Below are 17557 nucleotides of genomic sequence, written 5' to 3'. Positions count from 1 at the left end.
GGTCAGTAGTAGATGAAGCCGGGAATGCCGCCACCGGCGACGATTCCGTCGCCGGTGATCGCGGCACTGCGCGGCGACGCGAGAAAGGCCACGACCCAGGCGACCTCCTCGGGTTCGACAACTCGTCCGATGACGTTGTCGAGGTGCGCTTTTCGGGTCGATTCGTTCACGAACGCGCGGTTCCGGAACTCCTCGAAACGTTCGGTGCGCGTCGCGCCCGGGTGCACGACCGTGACGTTGATGCCGTACTTGCCGAGTTCGTCCGCGACGTTCTTGGTCAAGGCGGTGACGCCCGCATTACGTACGGAACCGATGACGGACACGGTCTGTCGCGAGCCCGTGCCGCTGATGTTGATGATCCGGCCCCAGCCGTTCTCGATCAGCAGGGGCGCGACCGCGCGAATCGTTCGGAGGTAGCCGATGACCTTGACGTCGATCTGCCGGTGGAACCACTCGTCGTCGGCGTCGTTGAAACTCGGCCCGTGCTGAGCAGGCTGTTCGGCCGCGTTGTTCACCAGGATGTCGAGGCCGCCGAACTCCCATGCGACGGCGTCGACGAGGGCTTTCACGGATTCGTCGTCGCCGGTGTCGGCAACGACCGGCAGCACATTCGCGCCGGTCGCGTACTCGATGCGTTTGGCGGCGTCGGCGAGTACCTCGGTGCGGCGACCGGCGATGGCGACCGAGGCGCCCTGTGTCGCGAGTTCCAGCGCGATCGCATAGCCGATTCCGGTGCCCCCACCGGTGACGATGGCGCGTTTGCCTTCGAGTTCGAGACCCATGTTCGAGTTCTGACCGTTCCTTGTAGTTCACCCTGGTTCCGCGCGAAAAACGCGATTGCGGAATGTATTCCGATCGCAGGAATGTCACGACGCGGCCGCACCCGGCTTCCGGGCACGATGTGCTTACAGAACTTACGAACAAGAGGCCGGAATCGAACCCTTTTGGCTCACCCTGGTTCTAGGGAGCCGGTCACCGCTGACAAATGCCCTCCGAGTCCACCGACGCAAAAGACAGCCGCGCGTGACTGGTCACGCGCGGCTGTCCTTCTCTGCTGTGGGTACCGGGGGAGACCCTGCGGCGATCAGATCACCGACGACCCGCCGTCGACCGGCAGGTTCACACCCGTGATGAAACGAGCTTCGTCGGAGGCGAGGAAGAGCAGTGCGTTCGACACGTCGACCGGCTCCACCCACGGTGCCGGCAACGCGAGCAGCGTTCCCGACGCCTCGGCGAACTGCTCCGGGGTGACCTCCTCGAGGTCGGGACGGAACAGCTTGTACACCGCCTCGTTCTGGATCATGTCGGTGTTGCAGTTGGTGGGCGACACGACGTTGACGCGGATCGAGTGCGGCGCCAGTTCCATTGTGAGCGTGCGCATCAGGCCGATGACGCCGTGCTTCGACGCGACATAGTGGCCGAAGCGTGCGAAGCCCTTGGCGCCCGCGTCGGACGACGTGATGACGATGGTGCCGCCGCGTCCGCCTTCGACGATGTGCGGGATGGCAGCCTTGCACGTGTTGAACACGCCGTTGAGGTTGACGTCGATAACGTCGTTCCAGTCGCCGACGAGCAGGTCCGGAACCTCGTCGCCGAACTGGAAGATCCCCGCATTGGCGGCGACGATGTCGAGACGGCCGAGCTGCGCGACCGCGTCGTTCAATCCCGCTGCGAGCCCGTCGTAGTCGCGGACGTCGGCGGTGTAGGAGACGATCTTGCGGCCCTCGGCCTCGACGAGCGCCACCGTCTCGGCGAGATCCGCTTCGGTGGCGGGATGGTAGAACTCGCCGGTGCGGCCGACCTCGCCGCACACGTCCATCGCGATGATGTCGGCGCCTTCCTGCGCGAGGCGCACCGCGTGGCTGCGGCCCTGCCCGCGCGCGGCTCCGGTGATGAATGCGACCTTGCCTTCGACTCTTCCGGTCATGACGAATTCCTTGTCTTGTGTTGCAGCAGTGGATGTTCGGTGGCGTCAGTCGCCGAGGTCGAGTTCGCCCATGCGTGCCCATTCGACGCCGGGGATCTCGGTGTTGAGGATCTGCGGGGTGCGGGCGAGGGCGGGACGCATCGCGTCGAGGCCGGCGCGGAAGTGCTCGGACGCGACGTGTGCGGACCCGGCGTCGCCGTCGCGGAACGCTTCGACGAGCACGAACCGGTTCGGGTCGTCCACGCTGCGGGACCATTCGAACCACAGATTGCCGGGCTCGGCGCGGGTCGCGTCGGTGAAGTCCCGGGTGCGCTCCAGCCAGGTGTCGGCGTCCTCGGGCCGGACGGTGAATTTCACGACGATGAAGATCATGATTCTCCCTGAGAGGGTGGAAAAGGGTGCGGCGCAGCACGAATCGAGCGCTGCGGGCGCCGCAGGGAGTGGGGGAGGGATTCGGGCTCACGCCCGATGTGTCAGGGCAGGTTGTAGCGGTACGAGACCTTGTGCATTTCCAGTTCCATGAACGCTTCGAGGTCGCGGATCCCGCCGAGGGCGGGGATGCGCCGGTGGAGCAGTTCGTGGAGGTGGTCGTTGTCGCGGCACACCAACTGCATGTAGAGGTCGGCGCGGCCGATGCAGGTGGAGACGTAGGTCGATTCGTCGAGCGCGGTGAGTTCCTCGACCAGCCGGTCCTGCGCGCCCGGTTCCACCTTGATCAGGACGAACGCGAGGACGCTGTACCCCAGGCGGAACGGATCGGCGATCGCGATGACGTTGAGCGCGCCGGACTCCTGCATGCGGCTCGAGCGGATGCGGACGGTTCCCTCGGAGACGCCCAGCTCGCGGGCGATCTGCCGGTAGGGCATGCGGCCGTCCTCCTGAAGGAGGCGCAGGATGCCGCGGTCGATGTCGTCGAGACCGTCGCCCGGGTTCTCTCCCGAGTTCTGGTCTCCGTTCGACGGGTTCGGCATCTTGCGCATCCGCTCAGTTTAGGAGATGGTCCGGTGACGCGGCTCAGCCACGCCGGCCGTCGAACTCGTCGTCGGGCACGAGCACCGCGCGACCGCGGATCCGGCCGTGGTGCAGGTCGTCGAGCGCCTGCTGGAAGTCGCTGAACCGGTACTTGACCGTGTGCAGCTTGACCTTTCCTTCCGCCGCCAGCGCCATCAGCTCGACCAGGTCGTTGTAGGTGCCGACCAGGTTGCCGACGAAGTTGATCTCGGTGCTGATGATGTCGATGGTCGGCACGTCCAGGCGACCGCCGTACCCGATGACGTAGTACGACCCGGCGCGGCGCAGCATGCCGACACCGGCTTCGATGGCGGTGCCTTCGCCCACGAAATCGAGGACGGCTTCGGCGCCGTTGCCGGCGGTGAGGTCGAGGACCTGCTGCGTTTCGGTGCCGTCGGCGACGACGGTCGCGTCCGCGCCGATCTGCTTGGCCAGATCCAGCGCATCCGGGGAACTGTCGACGACGACGATGCGCGCGGCCGTCATCGACTTCAGGACCTGGATGCCGATGTGCCCGAGCCCGCCGGCGCCGATCACCACGGCGGTGTGGCCGGGCCGCAGGATCGCGGCGGCCTTGCGCGCGGCGTGGTAGGCGGTGAGCCCGGCGTCGGCGAGTGCCGCCACGTCGGACGGTTCGAGCGACGGATCGAGCTTGACGACGCTGCGCGCCGAGGTGCGCAGGTACTCGGCCATGCCGCCGTCGGTGTCGATGCCGGGGAAATCGGAGTGCGTGCAGTGCACGTCGTCGCCGCTGCGGCAGGCCAGGCACAGGCCGCACGTGGCGAGCGGGTGCAGGATCACCGAGTCACCGACGGCGACGTTGGTGACGGCCGAGCCGATCTCGGTGACGGTGCCGGCGTTCTCGTGCCCGATCGTGTACGGCAGGGCGACGGAACTCTTGTCCTTCCACTGGCCTTCGATGATGTGCAGGTCGGTGCGGCACACTCCGGCGCCGCGGACCTTGACGATCACGTCGTGCGGGTCCCGCACGGTCGGCTGGGGCACCTCGTCGAGGGAAGGCTGGGTGTCGTAGGCGTGGACGCGGATGGATTTCACGGGTGGCTCCTGGAATCGGAAACGGGGGCTGGTTCGCTGGATGCGGTGTCGAGGGGCAGAAGTGGGTCGTCGTGGACCCGCCATTCGATCGTCGATTTGTCCTGAATGCGCTGGCGGTAGTACCAGAGCACGCAGGCGATCATGAGAATGCCGATGCCGGTGACGGTTTCGCTCAGCCCGCCGTAGCCGGTCAGGCCTGGGTTGAGGATGCCCACGGCGATCGCGAACGTGTTGATCGCGAACAGGGCGCACGCGATGACGACCCACGGTTTCGCGAGGCGGATCGGCCGGATGATGTCGGGGCGGTCGCGGCGGAGCAGGACGAACGCGCCGACCGCGAGGGTCACCGCGGTGAGGTAACCCAGGTTGCTCGCGAGCAGGATCGCAATCGGCTCGCCGAGCACGATCAGGATGATGACGTTGATGAGCATGTCGGTGGTCAGGGCCCGGCCCGGGACGCCGTACCGGTTGAGCTCGCCCAGCTGGCGGATCGTGCCGCCGGACTGTGCGATGCCGTACAGGGATCGTCCGCCGTCGGCGGTCGCCGTCATCATCGCGATGACGAACGCGGCCATCACCGGAACCTGTCCGAGCCACGCGTACGAACCGAGGATGTGCTCGAACGCGATGCCGATGTAGTTGACCGGGTTCGCGCCGATCGTCTGCTCGCCGAGCGCGCCGACCACGACGTAGGGCACCAGAATGTACAGGCCCATGATCATCAGGGCGGACCGGCGCAGCGCGCGGGAGGTGTCCTTGACCGGATCCTTGTACTCGGCGGCGAAGCTCGCACACACCTCGGTGCCGTAGGTCGTCCAGGCGGTGATGTAGAACCAGACGACGATCACCTTCCAGTCGAACGGCGAGCTCGATCCGGTCCAGCTCAGGCGAGTGATGTCGAAGTCGGCGCCGGACGAGAGGAACGGTCCGACGACGAGGACGGCCAAGCCGATCACCAGCAGGGCACCGGTGATGCGGGCGACGCCGGCAGCGATCTTGATACCGAAGTAGTTCAGTGCCCAGGCGGAGACGATCGCGCCGATCGCGATGAGATAGGGCAGGCCCAGCTCGTGGCCGATGGGCAGGCGGATCGCGATGTCGTTGTCGGGGAAGAACGCCTGCTCGATGAGGGTGCCGAGCACGACACCCTCGACGGAGAGTGACAGCGACCAGCCCATCCAGTAGCCGAACGCGGCGATCGCACCGAGGGGCGCGAAGTGGCGCTTCCAGCCCTCGTAGGCGTAGACGGAGATGCCGCCCGAGCGGTCGGGGAACATCGCGGCCATCTCCGAGAACAGGTGGCTCTGGAGGAAGGCGAAGAAGCATGCGACGGCCCAGATGGAGATGGCGGTCCAGCCGCCGATCGCGCCGACGGTGTAGCCGAGCGTGAGGAACAGGCCGATCGGCATGTTCAGGGCGAACACCATGCCGTCACGCCAGGTGAGCGTGCGGACCATGTGCTCGGGTGCGGGATCGGAACCCGATGTGTCGAGCGAACTCATTGGGTGGCCCCTTTCGAGTTGCCTGATGAGTGGAGGGTACGTCGGCGCTCACGGCGCGGACGAGACCCAGAGTTCGAGGTCGGCGACGGGAGTGCTTGCCGCGATCCACTGGCGGCAGCGGACCATGAGCCGGGGCTGGCCGATCAGGCAAGCACCCGTGAGCAGTCCGTCGCGGGCGTACAGGTAGGCGAGGTCGTCGGGATTGCGGGAGAGCACGCGCAGGTCGTCGTGCCCGGTGGTGTCACCGACGATGTCGATGCGCCGCCCGAACTGGTCGGACCACACGTACGTCGCGGCGGTGACGGTGCGCTTGTCGTCGCACGCCAGGTTGTGCGCGACGACCTTGGCCTGTTCGGCGGCCGAGGTCCAGTGTTCGTGACGGTGCGGCGTGCCCGCGTCGTCGGTCCACGCGCAGACGTCGCCGACACCCCACACGTGGTCGCCGGCGCGTCCGGTCGCGTCACAGATCAGTCCCGCGCGCGTGACCTCGAGGCCGCTGCCGGTGAGCCACTCGGTCGAGGGGACCGCACCCACCCCGACGACCACCGCGTCACACGGCAGCTCGGTCCCGTCGTCGAGGACGACGGACTCGACGACGCTGGTGCCGCGGAGTTCGGCGACCGCCCGGCCGCACAGCAGGTGCACATCGTCGGCGCGGGCGATGTCGGCGAGGACCGCTGCCGCGTCGTCGCCGACGCTGCGGGTCAGGGGCACGGGTTCGAGTTCGACGACGGTGACGTCGACCCCGAGACGCCGCGCCGACGACGCGATCTCGAGGCCGATGAAGCCGGCGCCGATCACGACGAGTCGCCGCGCCGCGCGCAGGGCCGTGCGGATGCGCGCGGCGTCGTCGGCGGTGCGCAGGGTGAAGACACCGGCCGGTGCGTCGGGGAACGGGTTGCGGGGCGTGGCCCCGGTCGCGACCACGAGTTCGTCGTAGCTCAGCGAACGCGCGTCGGTGTGGACGGCGCGCGCGGCGGTGTCGAGACGGCGGGCGGTTTCGCCCAGGTGCAGGGTGATCCGGTTGTCCGCGAACCATGCCGCGTCCCGGAAGGCCGTCGAGGCGGGCTCGTCGTCGACGAGCACGGACTTGGACAGCGGCGGCCGGTCGTAGGGCAGGTGCGGTTCGTCGCCGATCAGGGTGATGTCGCCGTCGAAACCTTCGGCGCGCAGGCCCTCGGCGACGCGGAATCCGGCGAGCGACGCACCGACCACGGTCACGTGCGTCATGACGCCGTCTCCTCGAGTGTGAGGGCAGCCGCGGGGCACGAGCGCACCCCTTCCCGCACGTCGGCGAGGCGGTCGTCGGCGACGGTCGCTTCCAGGAGGTCGACCTTGCCGCTGTCACCGAGATCGAAGATGTCCGGTGCCGCGACGACACAGTTCGCGTATCCCTGGCATTTGCCTAGATCCACAAGGATTTTCGTCATCGTTCCGACTTTCGTCGTAGGGAGGTCAGGACGAGAGCGCGGTGACCGCGGTACGCATGAACGACTGCAGCGGGCTCTCGCTGTCGAGGAGGAGTCGGCCGGCGCGGACCCGGCCCGAGTTGTAACCGATCTGCTGGATGTCGGTGGCGCGCTTGTCCTCGATGAGGGTGCGGTCCCACATGTCGAGCCATTCCTTGACGACGATCGGGTCGGCGCCCGGCTTGGCGTACATGTCGACGAACGCCCACGACTTCTGCGGCCCGACCGGCTGGATGCTGCCGATGAACCCGACGTAGTCGTCGAGCGCGAAGAACGACGACGGGAACGTGAACGCGAACCGGAAACCCTTGAGGCCCTCGGGATCCACGTTCGTGGGCAGCCACTTGATCGGGCCGGCGTGCCAGATGGTGTTGTCGGACGAATCGATCGCGTAGTCGTCGGGGGAGGTGTGGTACGTCTTGCCGAAGCTCGTGCTGTGCAGGGTGGGGCAGTGGTAGCACTCGACGGCGTTCTCCGCCCACAGCTTCCAGTTGCATTCCATGTCGTACTCGTATCGGATCTGGAATTCGTAGTCGCGCAGGTCCGCGTTGAGTTCGTCTGTGCGGGAACGGATATCGGCGGTGACGGTCGCCAGGGGAGCGGCGTTCGGATCCGGGTTGACGAAGATCCACTGATCCCACCGCTCGACGGAGACGGGTTCGAGGGAGATCGTCGAGCAGTCGAAGTTCGGCTCGCGCTGCGAGCGCGGGGCCGTCTTGAGCTTGCCGTCGAGGCCGTACGTCCAGCCGTGGTACGGGCACTGCAGCAGCGGCTTGTTGCCGTTCTCCTCGGCGATCGAGTGCAGGCGATGGCGGCAGACGTTGACGAATCCGCGCAGCTGGCCGTCGCGGCCGTGGGTGACGATGATCGGGATCGCGCCGGCGCGGGTGACCGCGTAGTCGCCGGGCTTGGCGACCGCGGATTCGTGGCACGCGTACTGCCAGGACTTGGAGAAGATCTTCTCCTGTTCGAGCTGGTGGATCTCCGGTGCGTAGTAGAAGGGCGCCGGCAGGGTTTCTCCGGCGTCGAGATCGGCGAGAAGCTGGTCGACGGAGGGAAGCGCGTACCGGTCGCGCACGTCGTCGAGGGAAATCACCACGAGGGGGGTCCTTTCGGTGGGGGAGCACACGGGGCTGTTGTGTGCGTCACATCGAATTGCGTACCAGCATGAGGTCACAGATACGCAATGTCAAGCAGATGTACCGGATTTATTGCGCATTGCGTAAAATCGCAGGTACCCGAAGGTGGGAATGCGTCGCCGCGACGCGACGCGACCGCGCGGACCCGCGGCATCCGAGAGGAGGGCGGTAGGTTGGCCGGCATGAAATGGTGGTCGCTCGGCGGGGCGATAGCGTGCGAGGTCACCGCCACCCTGTCGCTGCGTGCTGCCACCGACGATCCCGTCTGGTACGTGCTCGTCGTGGCCGGTTACTGCGCGTCCTTCGCATTCCTCGCCCGCGCGCTGCGGTTGATGCCCGTCGGTGTCGCCTACGGAATCTGGGGCGCCGCCGGCATCCTGTTGACCGCGGCTGCCGCGACCGTCCTCTTCGGCGATCCGATGACCCCGCTGATGGCGGTGGGCATGGCGCTGGTGATCGCGGGAGTGGTCATCGTCGAACTGGGCTCACATCCCCGAGTCGACCCGGTGGACGAAGACGACCGCGAGGTCGCGGCACGGTGACGTGGCTGATTCTCGCGGCGGCGATCGTTGTCGAAGTGGCAGGCACGATCTGCCTCAAGTTGTCCGACGGTATGGCCCGTACGCGCTGGGTCCTGGCCACCGTCTCCTGCTACGTCGTCGCATTCGGGCTCGTCGCACTGGTGCTGGCGCGCGACGTTCCCGTCGGCGTCGTGTACGGCATCTGGGTTGCCTGCGGGGTTGCGCTCACGGCAGTCCTCGGACGCCTGCTGTTTCGGGACCCCCTCACTTTCCGCATGGTGATCGGCATTGCCCTGATCATGGCGGGAGTTGTTGCGATCGAGGTCGGTTCGCACTCCGCGTGAGGGTTACCGTAGCCGCCGACGAGAAAGGCAGCAGCGCGATGCCGGCATCGCGCTGCTGTCTTTCTCGACTGCGGGTCGTGCAGGGCGCGGCGGTGACCCCGATAGTCACGACGATGCGCGCACCGAGCGGGACATCCGCGGCCGTCCGGCCTTGAGCAGCCCCGCCGCGACCACGATCTGGCCGACCATAGGCGAAGTCGGCAGCGCGAGCAGTTCCCAGCCGGTCGACGCGTAGCCCAGCGCCCACACGACGATGGCGGCGGCCAGCGCCACGGTCGCGACCTGCCCGAGTGTCATGAGGTTCGCGGCCCAGTTGCGTGCGCGCTGTTTCACGAGAGACACCGATCCAGCGATCACTCCGGCGACCGCGCACGGTAACCCGATCAGGGTCGGGAGTCCCAGCGCGAGTCCGGTATACGGGCCGACATCGACAACCCCGGAGAAAACGAGCTGCGGTACGGCGATCACCCACATCGGCACGGTGCACAACACCGAGACGACCGACACGGCCCAGAGTGTTCTCATCGCACCAACCTAGCCGAAAGATGCCCTACTGCACGGGATGACGACCGCGAGTAGGCGGCGAGGTTCGGAGCGTTTCCAGAGCCGCAAATGAGAAAGACAGGCGCGCGCGACCGGCATCGCGCTGCTGTCTTTCTCGATTGCGGCTACCGGGGTGAGGGCACTGCCACACTCTCCCGCGGCGCTTCGGATGAGAGTGTGTGCAATTGTGTTCGCTGGGCGGACGTTCTCGCGCACCGGAACGAACCGCGGGGGAATCGACAGGGGGAGCAGTGACCGGGGAGTACCGTCGGCAGGCCGACGTCATCGAGTTCTGGCGTGCCGTGGAGTTGTTCAGTCCACAGCAGGTTCCGAAGGTCGACAGGTTCGACAGTCTGGAACCGGTCGAAGAGGTGGCCGCCGAAATCCCACTGCCGTGGATGTTCTGCCGCCGACTGCGCCAACCGTTACGCCGGAAAGGAAACGAGCGACAGTACATCGTCTACCTCGGTGTCTATCGAATCGACGAGGTGTGGACGGCCGTCGACGGGATCCTCGATCCGGGTGCCGAGAACTACGACCCCCGACCGGCCGGGGAATGTGCGCTTGCTGCGATCGTCCTGGACAAGGAGGGTTGCTATATCCCGGAGTCCGAGGTGTTGTCCGGCCTGGCGTGGGCGGCAGGTCGCACCCGCAACCCCGGACCCGGGTCACCGTCGTGGTTGCGCGGATTCCGCGAGGCGCAGGAACAATTGACAGAATTGCTCGACGACGGGCAAGAGGTCGACGTGCAACGAGGCGGCCGGCGCCCTCTGAGCGTCGGGATGCTCACCGACCTGCGGAATCGCATCGCGACCTTGACCGGGCTGGAGGGCATGGTCGACTGCGGCGAGATCAGAGTGCGGTCGGTGCAGGTCAACCAGTCCGACGGCTTCGACGGCACCGACTTCCTGAACAGCTTCATCGCCGATGATCTCGATCGGGTGGCGGAACAGGTCGCTCACGGTGACATCGGCACCGGGCTCGCGCAGTACCTCACCGACGACACCGGGCTCGACGTGGCCGCCCGGGTCGACCTGAGCGCCGTCCCCGAAGCATCGCTGGCGGCCTGCCGCCCCGCCGCGACCCCGCCCGGCCGCTGGCCGAGCAAACCCGAGCATCCCCTCGCTCTCGGCCAGCAGTTCGCTGTGAATACCATCATGGACGAGTTGCACAGCGGTGCCGGAATTTTCGCGGTCAACGGTCCTCCGGGCACCGGAAAGTCCACGCTGCTGCGCGATCTCGTTGCGGCGATCGTCGTCGAACGCGCGGACCGGCTCGCGGGCCTCGCGAACCCGGCCGAGGCGTTCGCGGCCACCCCGCACCGCTGGAAGACCGGCGACTATACGCGGATCGTGCAGCGGTGGACCGGGCCGTTCCACGGATTCGAGATGGTGGTGGCGTCGTCCAACAACGGGGCGGTCGAGAACATCAGCTTCGAGATGCCCGCCGCGGACGCAATCGACGGCGAACGATTCGAGATCGACTACTTCACCGACATCGCGACGGCGTTGCTGAACGTCGACGCCGCCGGCGATGCCGAACCGGCCCGGGCGTGGGCGCTGACCGCTGCCCGGCTCGGTCGCAAGAGCTACCGGTCCCGATTCACCAGCACCCTGTGGTTCGACGGAAAGGCCACGGGGCGGGATGCACCTGCCAGACGAGGCATCCAGTCGATTCTCAAGAAACTCGAATCCACGGGACCGGAACGTCCCTGGCGAGAGGCGGTTGCCGCATATCGTGCCCGGCGTGACGCGGTCGCGACGATGCTCGGCGAACGTCAGCGGGCCTACGAGCAACTCCGCGAACGCGCGAATCGGCGCAGCGAACTGGGTGCGATCGAAGATCAGTTGGCGGCGCACGCGATCGCGGTTCGCAGCGCCGCCGACGCCGAGCAAGTGCGGCGCGGCACCGTCGAACGAACGCAGCAGGAGAAGTCCACGGCCGAAGCGGAACTCGCCGCGCACGATGCGACGCGAGTTCCGTGGTGGCGCATCGGCCGGCAGGCCCGCGAGGAACGACGGCGATGGCAGGCCCATCGCGACCAACTCGCCGAGGCCCTCGCCCGCTGGGACGAGAGTTACCGGCAGGCCTTTGCCGCCCATCAAGAAGCGACGCACGCGCTCGTCGCCCTGCAGGGCACGCAGGACGAACTCACCCACCGGTATCGCGGCACGCGCGCGCGTCTCGCAGAACTCGACTGCGCGCTCGACGCGGCGCGGCAGCGGTGGGGTGCATCGGTCCCCGGTGAGGACAGCGACACCGCCCCGGCGAGGGAACTGGCCGCGCCGTGGTCGGACGAGGAGATCACAGAGGCGCGATCACGCGTGTTCCTTGCAGCCCTCGACCTGCACCGGGAATTCCTCGCCCACGTGCCCACCCAGATGCGGCAGAGCCTGCACGGGGCGACCGACGTCGTTTCCGGAAGCGCACCCCGGGATCTGGATCCGGCCGCCGTTGCCGACGCGTGGCGCGCGTTGTTCTTCGTCGTCCCCCTCGTTTCGACGACCTTCGCGTCCTTCGACCGGGTGTTCCGCGGACTCGGACGGGAAGCGCTCGGCTGGTTGCTCATCGACGAGGCCGGCCAGTCCACACCGCAGAACCCGGTGGGCGCGATCTGGCGGTCCCGCCGCACGGTCGTCGTCGGCGACCCGATTCAGCTCGAACCCGTTGTCACACTGCCGTTCCGGGCTCAGCAGGCGGTACGCCGCGAGTTCGGCGTGGACGAGCGGTGGCTGCCGGCGAGGTCGTCGGCGCAGTCTATCGCCGATCGCCTCAACCGGTGGGGAACGACCCTGCCCGGCGACGAGGGGCCGATCTGGGTGGGTGCACCGCTGCGGGTGCACCGGCGTTGCGACGAGCCGATGTTCTCGATCGTCAACACCATCGCCTACGGCGGCACGATGCTGCACGGCAGGGATCCGCGCCCACGCGGGTCGCTGCCGTCGTCGCGGTGGATCGACGTCACCGGCCCCTCCAGCGGTCACTTCGTGCGGGCGGAGTACGACCGACTCGTCGAACTTCTCGACGACCTGGCCCGGAGGGGACAGGACATGGGGGAGGTGATCGTGTTGAGCCCATTCCGGGACGTCGCGCGACGGCTCACGGCGTTGCCCGTGCGGTTCGGCGGACTCACCGCCGGGACGGTGCACACCGCGCAGGGCAGGGAAGCCGATGTGGTCTTCCTCGTGTTGGGCGGCGATCCGGCGAGCGACGGTGCGAAACGCTGGACCTCATCGAAACCGAATCTGGCGAACGTCGCGGTCAGCCGGGCGAAGAAGCGCCTGTATGTGATCGGGGACCGCGCGGCGTGGTCGCGGCATCCGCGCTTCGATGTGCTCGCCCGGGAACTGGCTCGCCACGTCGAGCAGTCGGCCCACCCCGATGGATAGGGACGCGTTACCAGAGCCGCAGACGAGAAAGACAGCAGCGCGGTGCATGCATCGCGCTGCTGTCCTTCTCGTCGGCGGATACCGTCGGGGTGAGCGTTACCGGGGGTCAGAACAGCCGCGGGGTCGCGTGCGATCCGTCCCGTGCCTCGGTGATGCGGGCGTGCCAGCGGTCGACGAGCCACATCTCAACCAGTTCGGGCCGGGTGGTCATGAGCGAGGCCCACGTGGTGAGCAGATCGACGTACCGGTGGTAGCGGCGCAGCGTGAAGTCGGCGACGGACGGATCCTCGAGCCATCCTTCGTGGACCAGCGTCGACACCCCGTGCTGGTCGAGCAGCTGCGCAGGCCCGGCGTCTGTCTGGACCCCGACCGCCCACAGGTACGTCGCCAAGAGTGGAACGCCGATCCCGGGGGTGTCCGGCCACCCGGACCACGTCTGCCGGGACGCCTCGGGCAGTTTCTTCGTCTTCGCGCAGTAGTCGAGCACGCCCTTGATCTTCGCGAGCCCGTCCCGGTTCTTCGGGGCGCGGGCGTCGCGGACGTCGGGGAAGCGGCGGGCGCCGCGTCGTCGGGGATGCGCACTGCGCCAGGCCGCGCACAGGAACAGCAGGCCCAGTCCCTCATGGTCGGCGTCGATCAACTCGCTGCCCAGCCGAAGGTCGTTGCGCGGGACGATCGCGTCCCCGTCGGTGACGACACGTCCGTCGAGGTTGCGACCGCGGAGCCGGATCTCGTGGCCGGCGCGCTCGAGGTGACTGTTCCACCAGTCCAGGTCGACGGTGACGCCCTCGTCGAGCACCTGCAGGTCGAACGAGCGCGCCCGGCACCACTCCGAACATGCCTTCGGAGGCTCGAATCCCTCGTCGTAGGGGTGCATTCTGACGAGACTGCCACGACGAACCGCAAAACTGGTGGTGGGACACGCGCAGACGCCGGGACGTCGGCAGGTCGGTTTTCGTCCTGTGCAGGTTCGCGTTACGGTTGAAAGTGCCAGACTTGACAATCACCGTTCGACCCAGCGGCGAACGTGCGCCCGCGTCGCCGCGTGCGGAGGTTCGAATCATCATGGCCACTTATACATTCGACGTTTTCGTCAGTCTCGACGGCTTCGGCACCGCGGTGGACTGGCCAGGATATTGGGGGAAGGAAGGTCCCGAGCTGGTGGCGAGTCGCGCCGAGGCGTTCGGGTCCGACCGGATTCTCGTGCTCGGTGCCAACACCTATCGGGACATGTATCGGATCGTCAAATCCGGGGACGATCCGACCTTCGACCTGATCGACAGAGCCCGGAAAATCGTCCTCTCGAAGACACTCGAACCGCCGTTGGAGTGGGAAAACACGACGCTCATCGCCGAGGATGCGCTCACCGCGATCCCTCGGCTCAAGGCCGAATCCGATGTGCCGCTGTGGTCGCACGGGAGCCTGTCGATGAACCGGGCGCTGCTGTCGGCCGGGCTGGTCGACAGGCTCGTCATCACGATCTTCCCGGCGATCACCGGCACCAGCGGCCGCAATCCCGTGTTCGTGCCCGGCGCCGAATTCGACCTCGAACTGCTCGAATCCCACACATTCGACGGCCGCGTCCAACAACTGGTCTACGCGCCGACCCTCCACAAGGGCCCGAGTCACGAAGCCTCGAAGGCAGGTCCCAGCAGCATGCCCGGTAACGAATCGCCGGCCCTGGAACGGTTCGCGGGCGAGAAGGTCGTACAGCTCCAGACCCGCAAACGCGACGGTACCTGGGTCGATACGCCCGTCAACCTCGTCGTCGACCACGGCCATGCCTACTTCCGTACCCCCGGCAAAGCGTCGAAGAACAAGCGGCTGCGCAATTTCCCGGAGGTACGGATTCGTCCGTGCACGTGGTCGGGAAAACCGACTGGTCCGCCGGCCAAAGCGACGGCACACCTGTTGTCCGGCGAGGAATCCCGGGCCGCCGGTGAGCTGATCGACAAGAAGTTCCCGCTGGTGCAACACGTCGGCGTGCACCTCGCGCACCGCGTGATGCACACGTCGACATTGCACTACGAATTGACCGACGTCACCGACCTGTAAGCTACGACGCCTCGAATCTCGCCTCCACGTCCGCGGTGATGCCGATGCGATCGGGTTCGAGGGCGAACGTGGGACCGCTCGTCTCGGCGGCGGGTGCCATGTCGGCGCGCATCGCCGACCGCAGCACGGGTCCGCCGCTGGGGTAGGGCGTTGGGGGCGTCGGCAACCCGAGCATGCCGGGATCGGCGATCGCGACCGCGCGGAAAGTGTTGTATCCCAAGCTCTTCGTGTAGCCCTTCGCCTTGTCGAGGGCGTTCTGTACTGCAAGGTCGCGGACCTCGGCGAGCTTCTTCTGCCGCGACTTGCGGGTGATCCACCAGCGCAGGTCGGACACCGTGACGGCCTCGATCCCCGAAACCCGCTCGACGAACGCACCGACCGCATCGAACTCGTGGAACGTGACCGTGATCGACGCCGACGACGTGTACCGCCACGGCAGCGTCTTGCCCTCGTTGTTGTACGGGCGGTACCGGGTGTGTCGCACCTGATCGAACGTCCAGCGCTTCACAGGACTGTCGGGACCCTCGCGCAGGTCGGCGACGAGACCGGTCAGGGTGGCGACCGCCGCCGTGACCGGGTCGGCGGCCTGCTCCCGCGTGGCACCGTCCGCGTGCACCTGCAGCGCGACGGTGCATCGGTTCGGGGCGTACTCGCGCTCGGCGTGACCGGCAACCGTGATCGTGACGGGGAGATCGTTCATGCCCGCGAGTGTGCCAGCACGACACGACCTTTGCCGGTATTCGCAGCTCAGGCGTCCTCGACGGCGGCGAGCAGCATGCGGGCGGCGACCGCGACGAGCCTGTCCCGGTCGGACTTCGGCGGGCGCAGCAGTGCGATCCGCGAGCACAGGCTGGCCGTCGCGCCCATGACGATGAACACCAGGTCGTCGAGTGCGGCGTCGTCGAGATCCGGGCGCAGGCGGGCCGGGATGATCCGCCCCAGCGGTCGCAGCGGTCCTTCGATCTCGGCCCAGGCCAGACCGAACTCGCTCTCCCCGGATGTGTAGGACACACGCAGCACGGCCGCGTGCTTCTCGAACGCCGCGGTGAGGCTTTCGACGACGGTGACCATCGCGACCGCGGGTTCCTGATCCATCGCCCGGCCGATCGCGGTCGAGAGTGTCGTGGTGATGTCGTGGACCGCCGACATCCGCAGTTCGTCGATGATCGTGTCGATGTCCGGGAAGTATCGGTACACGGTGCCGATGCTGACGTGGGCGTGCTCGGCGAGGGCGGTGGTGGTGGGACGCGCCGTCGGGCTCTTCGCGAGCAGCTCGTGCGTAGACGTGAGGAGGTGCTTGCGCATTTCACGGCTGCGCTGCTGCGTCGGCGACTTCCGTATGCCTCTACCTGGGGTAGTTCGGTTCGGTCGGGGGCTCACGGAAAGTGAATAGTAGGTGAGGATTTCTCGTGTTTCCATGAGATGCATGAAGCGACGGATTCCTCAGGACCTTGCCAACGCAGACATCGCGGTGCGTCGCTACGGCGACCTCGGACACCGCTGGCTGGACGGAATGTGGCAGGCCGACCCTCTGGCCGATGCCGTGGTCGCCGACGACTTCGGTGCCTCGTCGGCGACGGACGCGGTGCGCGCCGCCCTCGAGGGAGGAATCGACTCGGTCGCCGACGCCCCCGAATCGTTGCGGATGCTGTTCAAATTCCTCGACGACGAGCCCGACTGGGTCGACCACGACCGTCTCGACAACGCTGCCGACGCGCTGGTCCGGCACACCCCGATCCTCGGCATGGTGCTCGGCGCCGCCTCGCTGGTGCGCGGTGCCGGCAACGAGATCGCCGGCAAGCCGCTGGCTTTGACCGGCCGGTACGTCAGCCAACCGGCGGTGCGGTCCGTCGAGGTCGGGGAGTGGTTGCGGCACGTGCTGACCCGCGGTGGAATGCGCCGTAACGCAGCCGGTTTCGCGTACACCGTGCGGGTCCGGCTGATCCACGCGCACGTGCGTCGCGGCATCCTCGCGAGCGGTCGCTGGGACGAGGAGGCGTGGGGAGTGCCGATCCCGCAGTCGTACATGGCGTTGACGATGGCGGAGTTCGGGCACATCGCCGTCGAAGCGATGGAGATGCTCGGGGTGCGGTTCACCGACGAGGAACGCGACGACATCTACCACCTGTGGCGCTACGTCGGCCACGTCATCGGGATGAGCGACGAACTGAACCTGTGCAAGGAAGCCGACCACATCCTCGTCGAGGAGCTGTACCGGCTGACCTCACCCGGCCCGGGAGATGACGACCGCGACTTCGTCGTCGCGCTCACCGACGACTATCTGGTTCCCGAACTGGCCAACCTGCTGCCCGGCAACGACCGCATCAAGCGGGCCGTGTCGCGGACGTTGATGTACGGCCTGCAGCGCGTGTTCATCGGCGACGCCGACGCCGACGCCCTCCACATCCCGGACGGGTCGATCAAGCACGTGCTACGCCGCGTCGGCCCGGTTCTTGCGCTGGTCAACCGCATCCAGGATCGTCGCTACCCGGACCGCGAACGAGTGACGCTTCGCGCCTACAAGGGCCGTGATGCCGCGATCGAGCGCATGCGCGTCGACTACGGCGTCGAACACGACCTGGTCGACGCCGCGCCGCACTG

General features: G+C 67.3%; 18 protein-coding genes and 1 pseudogene. 6 read left to right on the top strand and 13 right to left on the bottom strand.

Translation table 11 applies throughout. The features are described from left to right. Positions 1-2: 2 nt before the first annotated feature. From ACN675_RS16275 to ACN675_RS16235, 9 genes are all read right to left on the bottom strand, one after another. Positions 3-782: an SDR family NAD(P)-dependent oxidoreductase gene (locus ACN675_RS16275; protein ID WP_229581866.1), complete on the bottom strand. Its 780-nt coding sequence runs from the start codon at positions 780-782 to the stop codon at positions 3-5. Between the two features lie 302 nt (positions 783-1084). Continuing rightward, complete coding sequence (locus ACN675_RS16270) at positions 1085-1927, bottom strand: mycofactocin-coupled SDR family oxidoreductase (RefSeq protein ID WP_420751824.1); 843 nt, start codon at positions 1925-1927, stop codon at positions 1085-1087. 45 nt (positions 1928-1972) lie between these two features. Then, the gene (locus ACN675_RS16265) at positions 1973-2299 is read right to left on the bottom strand and encodes a putative quinol monooxygenase (RefSeq protein ID WP_138998042.1); all 327 of its coding nucleotides are present in this window, start codon (positions 2297-2299) and stop codon (positions 1973-1975) included. Positions 2300-2400: 101 nt separating this feature from the next. After that, the gene (locus ACN675_RS16260; RefSeq protein ID WP_138998043.1) at positions 2401-2907 is read right to left on the bottom strand and encodes an Lrp/AsnC family transcriptional regulator; all 507 of its coding nucleotides are present in this window, start codon (positions 2905-2907) and stop codon (positions 2401-2403) included. A gap of 34 nt (positions 2908-2941) precedes the next feature. Beyond that, entirely contained in the window at positions 2942-3994 is a 1053-nt protein-coding gene (locus ACN675_RS16255; protein ID WP_138998044.1) for an NAD(P)-dependent alcohol dehydrogenase, read from the bottom strand. Continuing rightward, the gene (locus ACN675_RS16250) at positions 3991-5496 is read right to left on the bottom strand and encodes an APC family permease (RefSeq protein ID WP_420751823.1); all 1506 of its coding nucleotides are present in this window, start codon (positions 5494-5496) and stop codon (positions 3991-3993) included. Before ACN675_RS16250 ends, ACN675_RS16255 begins: the two co-directional genes overlap by 4 nt. A 48-nt stretch (positions 5497-5544) precedes the next feature. After that, positions 5545-6726: an NAD(P)/FAD-dependent oxidoreductase gene (locus ACN675_RS16245; protein ID WP_229581871.1), complete on the bottom strand. Its 1182-nt coding sequence runs from the start codon at positions 6724-6726 to the stop codon at positions 5545-5547. Further along, a complete protein-coding gene (locus ACN675_RS16240) occupies positions 6723-6926 on the bottom strand; it encodes a ferredoxin (RefSeq protein ID WP_138998046.1) in 204 nt (67 codons plus the stop codon). The genes ACN675_RS16245 and ACN675_RS16240 overlap by 4 nt, the downstream gene beginning before the upstream one ends. Before the next feature lie 25 nt (positions 6927-6951). Continuing rightward, a complete protein-coding gene (locus ACN675_RS16235; RefSeq protein WP_420751822.1) occupies positions 6952-8064 on the bottom strand; it encodes an aromatic ring-hydroxylating oxygenase subunit alpha in 1113 nt (370 codons plus the stop codon). A gap of 222 nt (positions 8065-8286) precedes the next feature. Here ACN675_RS16235 and ACN675_RS16230 point away from each other — a divergent pair, with 222 nt between their 5' ends. Beyond that, positions 8287-8646, top strand: a complete 360-nt coding sequence (locus ACN675_RS16230; RefSeq protein ID WP_420751821.1) for a DMT family transporter — start codon at positions 8287-8289, stop codon at positions 8644-8646. Next, positions 8643-8969: a DMT family transporter gene (locus tag ACN675_RS16225; protein WP_197252890.1), complete on the top strand. Its 327-nt coding sequence runs from the start codon at positions 8643-8645 to the stop codon at positions 8967-8969. Before ACN675_RS16230 ends, ACN675_RS16225 begins: the two co-directional genes overlap by 4 nt. Before the next feature lie 105 nt (positions 8970-9074). Here ACN675_RS16225 and ACN675_RS16220 read toward each other — a convergent pair whose 3' ends face one another. Continuing rightward, a complete protein-coding gene (locus ACN675_RS16220) occupies positions 9075-9494 on the bottom strand; it encodes a hypothetical protein (protein ID WP_420751820.1) in 420 nt (139 codons plus the stop codon). Between the two features lie 269 nt (positions 9495-9763). Between ACN675_RS16220 and ACN675_RS16215 the strand changes: the two genes are divergently transcribed. Further along, on the top strand, positions 9764-12901 hold the full coding sequence (locus ACN675_RS16215; RefSeq protein ID WP_420751819.1) for an AAA domain-containing protein: 3138 nt from the start codon (positions 9764-9766) through the stop codon (positions 12899-12901). A gap of 106 nt (positions 12902-13007) precedes the next feature. Here the strand turns inward: ACN675_RS16215 and ACN675_RS16210 are convergent, their stop codons facing one another. Then, positions 13008-13778 carry a hypothetical protein gene (locus ACN675_RS16210; protein WP_420751818.1) on the bottom strand — a complete coding sequence of 257 codons (771 nt, stop codon included), beginning with the start codon at positions 13776-13778 and terminating at the stop codon, positions 13008-13010. Positions 13779-13966: 188 nt separating this feature from the next. Here ACN675_RS16210 and ACN675_RS16205 point away from each other — a divergent pair. Both ACN675_RS16205 and ACN675_RS16200 read left to right on the top strand, forming a co-directional pair. After that, positions 13967-14473, top strand: a pseudogene (locus tag ACN675_RS16205) (dihydrofolate reductase family protein); the annotation flags it as partial. Positions 14474-14557: 84 nt separating this feature from the next. Further along, a complete protein-coding gene (locus ACN675_RS16200) occupies positions 14558-14956 on the top strand; it encodes a PPOX class F420-dependent oxidoreductase (RefSeq protein WP_420751839.1) in 399 nt (132 codons plus the stop codon). A 1-nt stretch (position 14957) separates the two neighbouring features. Here ACN675_RS16200 and ACN675_RS16195 read toward each other — a convergent pair whose 3' ends face one another. Then, entirely contained in the window at positions 14958-15656 is a 699-nt protein-coding gene (locus ACN675_RS16195; RefSeq protein WP_420751817.1) for an SIMPL domain-containing protein, read from the bottom strand. 47 nt (positions 15657-15703) lie between these two features. Beyond that, positions 15704-16261: a TetR/AcrR family transcriptional regulator gene (locus tag ACN675_RS16190; protein WP_420751816.1), complete on the bottom strand. Its 558-nt coding sequence runs from the start codon at positions 16259-16261 to the stop codon at positions 15704-15706. Between the two features lie 121 nt (positions 16262-16382). Here ACN675_RS16190 and ACN675_RS16185 point away from each other — a divergent pair. Next, on the top strand, positions 16383-17557 hold a 1175-nt coding region (locus ACN675_RS16185), incomplete at its 3' end, for an oxygenase MpaB family protein (protein WP_420751815.1).

The organism is Rhodococcus sp. O3 (genome assembly GCF_048897285.1).
Taxonomy (GTDB): Bacteria; Actinomycetota; Actinomycetes; order Mycobacteriales; family Mycobacteriaceae; genus Rhodococcus.
Note: the sequence above shows the minus strand (reverse complement) of the source record. Positions and strands in the feature narration are given on the sequence as shown.